This is a genomic window from Pseudomonas protegens (assembly GCF_003363755.1).
Classification (GTDB): Bacteria; Pseudomonadota; Gammaproteobacteria; order Pseudomonadales; family Pseudomonadaceae; genus Aquipseudomonas; species Aquipseudomonas danubii.
Window position 1 is genome coordinate 5620116 of the sequence record NZ_CP031396.1, and the last position, 12043, is coordinate 5632158.

The window sequence follows — 12043 nt, forward strand, 5'->3', positions numbered from 1 at the left end:
TCTTGGTGGTCTGTTCGGGCTGCTTCGCCGGCAAGCCAGCTCCTACGGGCGCGGTGCAGGAGCGGGCTTGCCCGTGAAGGCCGTTACAGCGGCGCCAGCTCGACTTGCTGATCCGCGGCCCTGGTCACCTGCAAGCGACGCATCTGCTCGCAGCCCCACAACACTCGCTCCGGTGTCGCCGGGGCATCGATCTGCGGTTGATGGCGGTAGTCTCCAAGGCTGGCCACTGCGTCCTTGATGGCGCACCAGGCAGCGATGCCAAGCATGAACGGCGGCTCGCCCACGGCCTTGGAGTGGAACACCGTGTCTTCCGGGTTCTTGCGGTTCTCCACCAGCTTGACCCGCAGGTCCAGGGGCATGTCAGCCACCGCCGGGATCTTGTAGCTGGCGGGACCATTGGTCATCAGCTTGCCTTTGGCGTTCCACACCAGTTCTTCGGTGGTCAGCCAGCCCATGCCCTGGATGTAACCGCCTTCCACCTGGCCGATGTCGATGGCCGGGTTCAGCGAGGCACCGACGTCGTGCAGGATGTCGGTACGCAGCATCTTGTACTCGCCGGTCAGGGTATCGACTATCACCTCGGCGCAGGCTGCGCCAAAGGCGAAGTAGTAGAACGGCCGACCCCGAGCCTGGCTGCGGTCGTAGTAGATCTTCGGGGTCTTGTAGAAACCGGTGCTGGACAGCGACACCTGGGCGAAATACGCCTGCTGGATCAGTTCCTCGAAGGTCAGGATATGGTCGCGGACCCGTACGTGGCCGTTGTGGAATTCCACATCCTCTTCGCTGACCTGGTACTTGCGCGCGGCAAACTCCACCAGGCGCGACTTGATGGTCTGCGCCGCGTTCTGCGCGGCCTTGCCGTTGAGGTCGGCGCCACTGGATGCCGCGGTCGGTGAGGTGTTGGGCACCTTGTCGGTGTTGGTGGCAGTGATCTGTACCCGCTCGATGTCCACCTGGAACACCTCGGCCACTACCTGGGCCACCTTGACGTTCAGGCCCTGGCCCATTTCGGTGCCGCCGTGGTTCAGGTGGATGCTGCCGTCGGTGTAGATGTGGATCAGCGCGCCGGCCTGGTTGAGGAAGCTGGCGGTGAAGGAGATGCCGAACTTCACCGGGGTCAGTGCCAGGCCCTTTTTCAGGATCGGGCTGTTGGCGTTGTACAGCCGGATGGCTTCGCGACGCTCGGCGTACTGGCTGCTGGCTTCCAGTTCGGCCGTCATCTCTTCGAGCATGTTGTGCTCGACGGTCTGGTAGTAGTGGGTGACGTTGCGTTCGGTCTTGCCGTAGTAGTTGGCCTTGCGCACCGCCAGCGGGTCCAGGTGCAGGTGGCGGGCGATGGCGTCCATCACCTCTTCAATGGCGACCATGCCTTGCGGGCCGCCGAAACCGCGGTAGGCGGTGTTGGAGGCGGTGTTGGTCTTGCAGCGGTGGCCGTTGATGGTGGCATCGCCCAGGTAGTAGGCGTTGTCGGAGTGGAACATCGCCCGGTCGACGATGGACGCCGAGAGGTCCGGTGAGCAGCCGCAGTTGCCCGCCAGTTCCAGCTGGATGCCGTGCAGGCGGCCGTTGCTGTCGAAGCCCACGTCGTATTCGATGTAGAACGGGTGACGCTTGCCGGTCATGAGCATGTCTTCGACCCGGGGCAGACGCATCTTGGTGGGCTGGCCGGTGAGGCGGGCGATCACCGCGCACAGGCAGGCGGGGCTGGCGGCCTGGGTTTCCTTGCCGCCGAAGCCGCCGCCCATGCGCCGCATGTCCACCACTATCTTGTTCATCGACACGTCGAGCACTTCCGCCACCAGTTTCTGCACTTCGGTGGGGTTCTGGGTCGAGCAGTAGACGATCATGCCGCCGTCTTCGGTGGGCATCACCGAGGAGATCTGGGTTTCCAGGTAGAAATGCTCCTGGCCGCCGATATGCAGCGTGCCCTGGATGCGGTGTTCGGCGTTGGCCAGGGCGCCGGCGGAATCGCCGCGCTGGTGAGTGTGGCTGTCCAGTACGAAGTGGCGTTTGCGCAGGGCTTCCACCACGTCCAGCACCGGCTCCAGGTCCTCGTACTCGATGATCGCGGCCATGGCCGCCTTGCGCGCGGTTTCCAGATCCTTGGCGGCCACCGCCAGCACCGGCTGGCCGACGAACTGCACGGTATCGATGGCCAGCAGCGGGTCGCCGGGCAGCAGCGGGCCGATGTCCTTGAGGCCGGGAATGTCTTCATGAGTAATGGCGATGCGCACGCCTTCGAAGGCGTAGCAGGGGCCGGTGTCAATGCTGATGACTTTGGCATGGGCTCGGTCCGACAGTCGCGCGTAGACGTGCAACTGGTTGGGGAATTCCAGGCGGTCGTCGATGTACAGCGCCTCGCCGGACACGTGTTTGTCGGCGCTGTCGTGCTTGACGCTGCGGCCAACGCCCGTGGTCAGGTCCTGGTGAAACAGGGCCGTCAGTTCGGCTTGAGTCTTCTCGACTTTGTGATGATTAGACATAAGCGGTCACCCGGGTCTCGATGTGCGGTGTTTGCAGTTCGATGAAGTACTTGCGCAGCAGGTTCTGCGCACTCAGCAGGCGGTATTCCTTGCTCGCACGGAAATCCGAAAGCGGGGTGAAATCCTCCGCCAGGGCCGCGCAGGCGCGCTCCACCGTGGACAGGTTCCAGGGCGCGCCAATCAGTGCGGTTTCACAGCTCTTGGCTCGTTTCGGGATCGCCGCCATACCGCCGAAGGCAATGCGAGCATCGCTGACCACGCCGTTTTCAATCTGCAGGTTGAATGCCGCGCAGACCGCAGAGATATCGTCGTCCAGGCGCTTGGAGACCTTGTACGCACGGAACAGCCGTTCGGCGCTGGCCCGGGGCACGATGATCTTTTCGATGAACTCGCTGTCCTGACGGGCCGTGACCCGGTAATCGATGAAATAGTCTTCCAGGGCCAGGGTGCGGCGTACTTCACCCTTGCACAGTACGATCTGCGCACCCAGGGCGATCAGCAGGGGCGGTGAGTCGCCGATGGGCGAGGCGTTGCCGATGTTGCCCCCCAGGGTGCCCTGGTTGCGGATCTGCAACGAGGCGAAGCGCTGCAGCAATTCGCCGAAGTCCGGGTACTCGGCGCGCAGTGCGTCGTAGCAGTCGGTGAGGGCCGTGGCCGCGCCGATCTCCAGGCGATCGTCGAAGCGTTCGACGCGCTTCATCTCGGCAATGTTACCGACGTAGATCATCACGGGCAGGGTGCGGTGGAACTGGGTGACTTCCAGGGCCAGGTCGGTGCCACCGGCCAGCAGCCGTGCCTGGGGGTAGGCGTCGTAGAGGTCGGCCAGGTCGGCCACGGTCAGCGGCACCAGGCAGCGCTTGTCGCCACTGTTGAGTTCACCGGTGTCCTTGGGAGCGATGGCCTTGAGGCGACTGATGGTCTCGGTCTGGCGGGCGTCGAACTGATCGCTCTGCTGGCCGCAGCAGGCCTGTTCGGCAGCAGCGAGGATCGGCCGGTAGCCGGTGCAACGGCACAGGTTGCCGGCCAGGGCCTCATGGGCCTTGTGGGCGTCGGGTTCACTACTGTTCTTTTGCAGGGCGAACAGCGACATGACGAAGCCCGGGGTGCAAAAGCCGCATTGTGAACCGTGGCATTCGACCATGGCCTGCTGCACGCTGTGCAGTTGGCCCTGGTGCTTGAGGCCTTCGACGCTGATCAGCTGTTTGCCGTGCAAGGAGGAGACGAAGGTCAGGCACGAGTTGAGGCTGCGATAGCGAATGGATTCGCCGCCCTGGGCATCCACCTGCAACTCGCCCACCACCACGGTGCAGGCGCCGCAGTCGCCGCTGGCGCAGCCTTCCTTGGTGCCGGGTTTGCCCAGGTGCTCGCGCAGATAGTTGAGCACGGTCAGGTTTGGGTCCAGGGCGTGCTCGCTACGGAGTTCCTGGTTGAGTAAAAACTGGATCACGGAAGGCCTCGCAGACTCTTTATTGTTGTTAAGCGAACTGAGCCGAATTTAGTCATGTCTGACTTTTCGGTCAATGATTTTCTGACCTTTGGGTCAGGAAATTTCTGTGCTCAACATTTCAAGTATGAACGGCATTTGAGAAACCCTTGAATCAACATCAATCTGCTTGTTTCATGCCAAATTCCCCTGTCGGAGCACTCCGCGATGAGGTAGCAATTGCGCTACACTGCGCCGCTTGTGCCGATTAAAGATTTTGAAGGAAAACCATGACGTTCAAGGCGCCGGACAGCCTCGCCGAGCAGATTGCTCACCACCTCGCCGAACGTATCATTCGCGGGGATCTCAAGCCTGGAGAGCGCATTCAGGAACAGAAGGTCACCTTGGCCCTCAATGTCAGTCGTGGTTCGGTCCGCGAGGCCTTGCTGATTCTTGAGCGCCGCCATCTGATTGCCATCCTGCCGCGCCGTGGTGCCCACGTGACCGAGCTCACCGAGCACAAGGTCCGCAGTCTTTGCACCCTGATGAGCGAGTTGTACATCCTGCTGGGCAACTGCGTGGCCAGTGGCTGGATGCAGCAGAGCGACATGACGCCGTTCCTGCAGATCCAGCAGCGTCTGGAGGGTGCCTACGAGCGCCAGGACATCCGCGCCTTCGTCGAGGACAGCTTCAGCGTGATGCGCGCGGCCTATCCTTTTGCCAACAACCCTTACCTGCAGGAAACCGTCGAGAATCTGCAGCCGGCCATGAGCCGTGCCTATTACCTGGCACTGGAGCAGCGCAAGGCGTCGATGAGCGAGTACCTGGAGTTGTTCGAGCAGTTGCTGGCCGCAGTGCTGGCCCGTGATCTGGAGCAGATCCGCCAGGTGTTGACGGCCTACGCCCAGCGCAGCAGCGATCTGGTGGTGTCTGCGTTGGCGGATGCTTAAGCGTGCGACTCAAGTGCATCAAGCTGGCGGGGTTCAAGTCCTTCGTCGATCCGACCACGGTGAACTTCCCCAGTAACATGGCGGCGGTGGTGGGGCCCAATGGCTGCGGCAAGTCGAATATCATCGACGCCGTGCGCTGGGTGATGGGCGAAAGCTCGGCGAAAAACCTGCGTGGCGAGTCGATGACCGATGTCATCTTCAATGGCTCCACCAGTCGCAAGCCGGTGAGCCAGGCCAGTATCGAACTGGTGTTCGACAACTCCGACGGCACCCTGGTGGGCGAATACGCGGCCTACGCCGAGATCTCCATTCGCCGCAAGGTCACACGCGACAGCCAGAACAGCTATTTCCTCAACGGCGCCAAGTGCCGCCGTCGGGACATCACCGACATCTTCCTTGGGACCGGCCTGGGGCCACGCAGCTACTCGATCATCGAGCAGGGCATGATCTCCAAGCTGATCGAGGCCAAGCCCGAGGACCTGCGCAACTTCATTGAAGAAGCCGCGGGCATCTCCAAGTACAAGGAGCGCCGGCGCGAGACGGAAAACCGCATCCGCCGCACCCATGAGAACCTCGCCCGCCTGACCGATCTGCGCGAAGAGCTGGAGCGTCAGCTGGAACGCCTGCATCGCCAGGCCCAGGCCGCCGAGAAGTATCAGGAATACAAGGCCGAGGAGCGCCAGCTCAAGGCGCAACTGTCGGCTCTGCGCTGGCAGGCATTGAATGAGCAGGTCGGCCAGCGCGAGTCGGTGATCGGTAGCCAGGAAGTCAGCTTCGAGGCCCTGGTGGCTGAGCAGCGCAATGCCGATGCTGCTATCGAACGCTTGCGTGACGGTCACCATGAATTGTCCGAGCGCTTCAATCTGGTGCAGGGGCGCTTCTATTCGGTGGGCGGCGACATTGCCCGGGTCGAGCAAAGCATCCAGCACGGCCAGCAGCGCCTGCGGCAATTGCAGGATGATCTCAAGGAAGCCGAGCGTGCGCGCCTGGAGACCGAGTCACACCTGGGCCACGACCGCACCTTGCTGGCAACCCTGGGGGAAGAGCTGGCCATGCTCGAGCCCGAGCAGGAGGTCACTGCAGCCGCCGCCGAGGAAGCCGCCGCGACCCTGGAAGAAGCCGAAACCACCATGCACGGCTGGCAGGAGCAGTGGGACGCCTTCAACCTGAGTTCCGCCGAGCCGCGGCGCCAGGCGGAAGTGCAGCAGTCGCGCATCCAGCAGCTCGAAAGCAGCATGGAGCGGCTGGCCGAGCGTCAGCGACGCCTGGGGGAGGAGCGCGAATTGCTCTCGGCCGACCCGGAAGACGCGGCGATCCTCGAACTCAACGAACAACTAGCCGCCAGCGAAGCAACTCTGGAAGACCTGCAAGCCAGTGAGGAATCCCAGGTCGAGCGCCTGGAGCAACTGCGTCAGCAATTGCAGCAGGCGACCCAGGCCCAGCAGCAGGCCCAGGGTGAATTGCAGCGGCTCAATGGCCGCTTGGCGTCTCTGGAGGCCCTGCAGCAAGCCGCGTTGGACCCGGGCACCGGTACTGCACAGTGGCTGCGTGAACAGCAGTTGGCCGAGCGTCCGCGCCTGGCCGATGGCATGCAGGTGGAGGCGGGCTGGGAGCTGGCGGTGGAAACCGTGCTTGGCGCCGATCTGCAAGCGGTGCTGGTGGATGATTTCACCGGTATCGATCTGGCCGGTTTCCAGCAAGGCGACCTGCGTCTGCTGAGCCTGCAAGACGATGCGCTGCGCATGCCCGGCAGCTTGCTGGACAAGGTGGAATCCACGGTCGATCTGTCGCCCTGGCTGGGGCAGGTCAAACCGGTGGAAAACCTCGAACAGGCCCTGGCCTTGCGTGGGCAACTGGCAGCCGGGCAGAGCCTGATCAGTCGCGACGGCTACTGGGTCGGCCGGCATTTCCTGCGGGTGCGGCGGGCCAGCGAAGCGGAAAGTGGCGTACTGGCGCGAGGCCAGGAAATCCAGCAACTGACCCTGGCGCGCGATGAGCGCGAAGCCAGTGTCGAAGCCCTGGAGAGTCAATTGCTCAACCTGCGGGCCCAGCAACGTCAGCAGGAGAACGGTCGCGAACACTTGCGTCGCCTGTTGCAGGATGAGGCTCGCCAGCAGGGTGAATTGAAAGCCAAGCTGTCCGCCGGCAAGGCCAAGGCCGAGCAGTTGAATCTGCGTCGTACCCGCCTCGATGAAGAGCTGGTAGAGCTCGGCGAGCAGCGTGAGCTGGAGCATGAACAAGTGGGCGAGGCGCGCCTGCAATTGCAGGAGGCCCTCGACAGCATGGCCCTGGACACCGAGCAGCGTGAGCTGCTGTTGGCCCAGCGCGACAGCTTGCGCGAGCGCCTTGATCGGGTGCGCCAGGAAGCACGCCAGCACAAGGATCACGCTCATCAATTGGCGGTGCGCATGGGCTCCCTCAAGGCCCAGCACGATTCCACGCGTCAGGCCCTGGAGCGCCTGGAGCTGCAGTCCGAGCGCCTGACCGAGAAGCGCGAACAGCTCAGCCTCAACCTGGAGGAGGGCGAGGCACCGCTGGAAGAACTGCGCCTCAAGCTCGAAGAGCTGCTGGAAAAGCGCATGACCGTAGATGTCGAGCTCAAGACCGCGCAGATCGCCCTGGAAGATGCCGATCGCGAACTGCGCGATGCCGAGAAGCGCCGTAACCAGGCCGAGCAGCAATCCCAACTGATCCGCGGCCAGCTCGAACAGCAACGCATGGAATGGCAAGCCCTGACCGTGCGCCGCAAGACCTTGCAGGAGCAGTTGCTGGCCGATGGCTACGACCTGGACGGCGTGCTGGCGACCCTGACCGGGGAGGCCAGCGAGCAGGCCGCCGAAGAAGAGCTGGAGCGCATTGCGGCAAGAATTCAACGCTTGGGCGCAATCAACCTTGCGGCCATCGACGAGTATCAGCAGCAGTCCGAGCGCAAGCGCTATCTGGATGCCCAGGACGCCGATCTGGTGGAGGCCCTGGAAACCCTGGAAAACGTGATTCGCAAGATCGACAAGGAAACCCGCAATCGATTCAAAGATACCTTTGATCAGATCAACGGCGGTTTGCAGGCACTCTTTCCAAAAGTTTTCGGTGGCGGCAGCGCTTATTTGGAACTGACGGGCGAAGATCTACTCGATACAGGGGTAACGATCATGGCGCGTCCTCCCGGGAAGAAGAACAGCACCATTCATTTGCTCTCGGGGGGCGAAAAGGCATTGACTGCCTTGGCCCTGGTATTCGCTATCTTCAAGTTGAATCCGGCGCCATTCTGCATGCTCGATGAAGTTGACGCGCCGCTGGATGACGCTAACGTTGGACGCTATGCAAGATTGGTTAAAGAGATGTCGCAGACTGTGCAGTTCATCTATATCACCCACAACAAGATCGCCATGGAAATGGCCGATCAGTTGATGGGGGTGACGATGCACGAACCCGGTTGTTCGCGCCTGGTAGCCGTGGATGTCGAGGAGGCGATGGCGATGGTGGACGCTTGAGTCCGTGCGACTAAGGCGACTATTGGACGGCAAGCCGGGGGATTTTTCCCATTACCAAGCTGGCCAATCGACATATTGGCCGTAACCGTTGCGACAGACGGTGTAAAGTTGCCTTTGGTCGTGCTAGTTTAATGTCAATTTTTCCTATGCGTGGGCAAAACGCCATTCAGAACATAGAGTTGGCGCCACGTTTTAAAGCGGTTTGCAGATTGTAAACCCCTTATTTTTCAGCATTTTTTATAGAGGCACGGGATTACATGGAAATCGGTCTGCGCGAGTGGCTGATCGTCATCGGCATTATTGTTATCGCCGGTATTCTTTTTGATGGCTGGCGGCGTATGCGCGGCGGCAAGGGGAAGTTGAAGTTCCGTCTTGATCGAAGTCTTTCCAATCTGCCGGACGATGAAGGCAGTGCCGAACTCCTGGGTCCGCCTCGGGTGCTGGATACTCATAAAGAACCGCAACTGGACGAGCACGATCTGCCGTCGGTGAGCATGCCTGCCCGCGAGCCTCGGGATAGTTCTTCGTCCAAGCGCGGCAAGCGTGGGGGCGAGCCTCATCAGGGTGACCTCAATCTGGACCTGGATCTGGATAGCGGCCCAAGCTTCAGTAGCCGCGACGATGACTTCCCGGCGGATGAAGGCAAGGCTGCCAGTCACAGCGACAAGGAACAGCCGCAGGCCGAAGAAGTGCTGGTGATCAGTGTGATCTGCCGCGACAGCGCCGGTTTCAAAGGCCCGGCGCTGTTGCAGAACATCCTTGAAAGTGGCCTGCGTTTTGGCGAGATGGATATCTTCCACCGCCACGAAAGCATGGCGGGCAATGGCGAAGTGCTTTTCTCCATGGCCAATGCGGTCAAGCCCGGCGTGTTCGATCTGGATGATATCGATCACTTCAGCACTCCGGCGGTGAGCTTCTTCCTCGGCTTGCCTGGCCCGCGTCACCCGAAGCAAGCCTTCGACGTGATGGTGGCGGCGGCGCGCAAGCTGTCCCAGGAGCTCAATGGCGAACTCAAGGACGACCAGCGCAGCGTGCTGACTGCCCAGACCATCGAGCACTACCGCCAGCGTATCGTCGAATTCGAACGCCGCGCTCTGACCCAGAAGCGCTAAGCTTCCACAGTCAGTTCCTCTCGCAGGAGCTGACTGTGCAGGAACTGGCTTGCCAGCGAAGCCCACGCCCCCATCTTCAGATCGAGCAGCCTAGGCTGCTCTTTTGCTTTATGAGAGAACCCCCATGACCGCCGCTGAAACCCGCATTCTTGAGCTGCGCGCCGAGCTGGACCAACACAACTACCGTTATCACGTACTGGACGAACCGAGCATTCCGGACGTCGAGTACGACCGCCTGTACCACGAGCTCAAGGCCCTGGAGGCCGAGCACCCGGAGCTGGTCACCAGTGACTCTCCAACCCAGCGTGTGGGCAGCGCGGCGCTCTCGGCCTTCACCCAGGTGCGCCATGAAATCCCCATGCTCAGCCTGGGGAACGCCTTTGAAGAAGTCGACATGCGCGAGTTTGATCGCCGAGTCAACGAGGGCCTGGACCTGCCGGCGGGCGATCTGTTTGGTGGCGGTGCGGCGGTGGAGTACAGCTGCGAGCCCAAGCTCGACGGCCTGGCAGTCAGCCTGCTGTATCAGGATGGTGTGCTGGTCCGTGGCGCCACCCGTGGCGACGGCACCACCGGTGAAGACATCAGCGTCAACGTGCGTACCGTGCGCAACATTCCGCTCAAGCTGCAAGGCAGCGGCTGGCCGGCGACCCTGGAAGTGCGCGGCGAAGTCTTCATGTCCAAGGCCGGTTTCGAGCGCCTGAATGCGGCGCAACTGGAGTCGGGCGGCAAGACCTTCGCCAACCCGCGCAATGCGGCGGCGGGTAGCCTGCGCCAGCTGGACTCGAAGATCACTGCCAGCCGGCCGCTGGAGTTCTGCTGCTACGGCCTGGGCCAAGTCAGTGCCGACATTGCCGACACGCATATCGGCAACCTGGAGCAACTCAAGCAGTGGGGCATGCCCATCAGTCGTGAGCTGCGCCTGGCCAAAGGGGTTGATGAATGCCTGGACTATTACCGTGAGATCGGCGAGCGGCGCAATGCGCTGCCCTATGAGATCGACGGTGTGGTGTTCAAGGTCAACAGCATCGCCTCTCAGCGTGAACTGGGCTTCCGTGCCCGGGAGCCGCGTTGGGCCATTGCCCATAAATTCCCGGCCATGGAAGAGCTCACCGAGTTGCTGGATGTGGAATTCCAGGTCGGCCGCACCGGTGCCGTGACGCCGGTGGCACGCCTGAAGCCCGTCAAGGTGGCGGGAGTCACTGTGTCCAACGCTACTTTGCACAATATGGATGAGGTGGCGCGCCTGGGGCTGATGATCGGCGACACGGTGATCATCCGCCGCGCCGGTGACGTGATCCCGCAAGTGGTGCAGGTGGTCGTTGAGCGTCGCCCTGAAAACGCCCGGCCGGTACAGATTCCGCAAAGCTGCCCGGTCTGTGGCTCTCATGTCGAACGCACGCAACTGGTCAAGCGCAGCAAGGGCCGGGAAACCGTCAGCGAAGGCGCGGTGTATCGCTGTGTTGGTCGTCTGGCCTGCGGTGCCCAGCTCAAGCAGGCGATCATCCACTTCGTTTCCCGTCGAGCCATGGACATCGAAGGCCTGGGGGACAAGACCATCGAGCAACTGGTGGACGAAAAGCTCATTGCTTCGCCTGCGGATCTTTATCAGCTCAAGTACGAACAGATCATCGATCTGGAAGGTTTTGCCGAGGTTTCCAGCAACAAGCTGCTCAAGGCCATCGAGGACAGCAAGCGTCCGGCCCTGGCTCGCTTCATCTATGCCTTGGGTATTCCTGATGTGGGTGAGGAAACCGCCAAGGTCCTGGCCCGTTCCCTGGGAACCCTGGAACGGGTCCAGCAGGCTTTGCCCCAGGTGCTGACCTACCTGCCGGATGTGGGGCTGGAAGTGGCCCACGAGATTCACAGCTTTTTCGAAGACAGTCATAACCAGAGCGTGATTGGTGCCTTGCTGGCCGAGGATCAATGCGGCCTGGTGTTGCAGGATCAGGGTGAGCTGGGGGCAGAGTTTGCCGCCAGCACCACGCTGGGCGGCATGCTCGACAAGCTCAATATCCCCTCGGTGGGGCCGGGTGCGGCGCAGAAACTGGCAGACAAGTTCGGCTCCCTGCAGGGCGTGATTGCGGCTGACTGGCTGGATATGCGCCAGGCCCTGCCGGAGAAGCAGGCCAAGTCGGTGCGGGAGTTCTTCGACAACCCGGCCAATGCCCGGTTGGCCCAGGCCATCGAAGAGCAGCTCAAGGCCTTTGGCATGCATTGGCAGAGCGAGAAGAAGGTGGTCGAAGGCCTGCCGTTGGCTGGCAAGACCTGGGTGCTCACCGGCTCCCTGGAGTTGATGAGTCGCGATGTGGCCAAGGAAAAGCTGGAAAGCCTGGGGGCCAAGGTGGCGGGGTCCGTTTCGGCGAAAACCCACTGCGTCGTCGCCGGCCCCGGAGCCGGCTCCAAACTGGCCAAGGCCAATGAGCTGGGGCTCAAGGTCCTGGATGAAGCGGCCTTTGTCGCCTTTCTCGTCGACCACGGCATCCCCATCCCCGCGTGATCCTTGGGAGCCGGTTGGGCAGCGATGGTTTCGCCGGCAAGCCGGCTCCTGACAGGCCGAGGGAACGATGAGGCAGCCAGGATGATC

Annotated in this window: 6 protein-coding genes; 4 read left to right on the forward strand and 2 right to left on the reverse strand. The window is 62.1% G+C overall.

Annotated features, from left to right (window positions below):
• Positions 1-83: 83 nt before the first annotated feature.
• Together xdhB and xdhA are read right to left on the reverse strand one after the other, a co-directional pair.
• Positions 84-2483, reverse strand: a complete 2400-nt coding sequence (gene xdhB, locus DWF74_RS25520) for a xanthine dehydrogenase molybdopterin binding subunit (protein WP_115581941.1) — start codon at positions 2481-2483, stop codon at positions 84-86.
• Complete coding sequence (gene xdhA, locus DWF74_RS25525; RefSeq protein WP_102863828.1) at positions 2476-3930, reverse strand: xanthine dehydrogenase small subunit; 1455 nt, start codon at positions 3928-3930, stop codon at positions 2476-2478. The genes xdhB and xdhA overlap by 8 nt, the downstream gene beginning before the upstream one ends.
• Positions 3931-4196: 266 nt before the next feature.
• On the opposite strand from xdhA, the gene DWF74_RS25530 reads away from it, so the two are divergent.
• The 4 genes from DWF74_RS25530 (at position 4197) to ligA (ending at position 11956) form a co-directional block, all read left to right on the forward strand.
• Positions 4197-4856 carry a GntR family transcriptional regulator gene (locus DWF74_RS25530; RefSeq protein WP_115581942.1) on the forward strand — a complete coding sequence of 220 codons (660 nt, stop codon included), beginning with the start codon at positions 4197-4199 and terminating at the stop codon, positions 4854-4856.
• A gap of 2 nt (positions 4857-4858) precedes the next feature.
• Positions 4859-8347, forward strand: a complete 3489-nt coding sequence (gene smc / locus DWF74_RS25535) for a chromosome segregation protein SMC (protein WP_115581943.1) — start codon at positions 4859-4861, stop codon at positions 8345-8347.
• A gap of 257 nt (positions 8348-8604) precedes the next feature.
• Positions 8605-9459, forward strand: coding sequence for a cell division protein ZipA (gene zipA / locus DWF74_RS25540; RefSeq protein ID WP_102863825.1), 855 nt, complete (start codon positions 8605-8607; stop codon positions 9457-9459).
• Between the two features lie 124 nt (positions 9460-9583).
• Positions 9584-11956 carry an NAD-dependent DNA ligase LigA gene (ligA, locus tag DWF74_RS25545; RefSeq protein WP_115581944.1) on the forward strand — a complete coding sequence of 791 codons (2373 nt, stop codon included), beginning with the start codon at positions 9584-9586 and terminating at the stop codon, positions 11954-11956.
• The last annotated feature ends 87 nt before the right edge of the window (positions 11957-12043 follow it).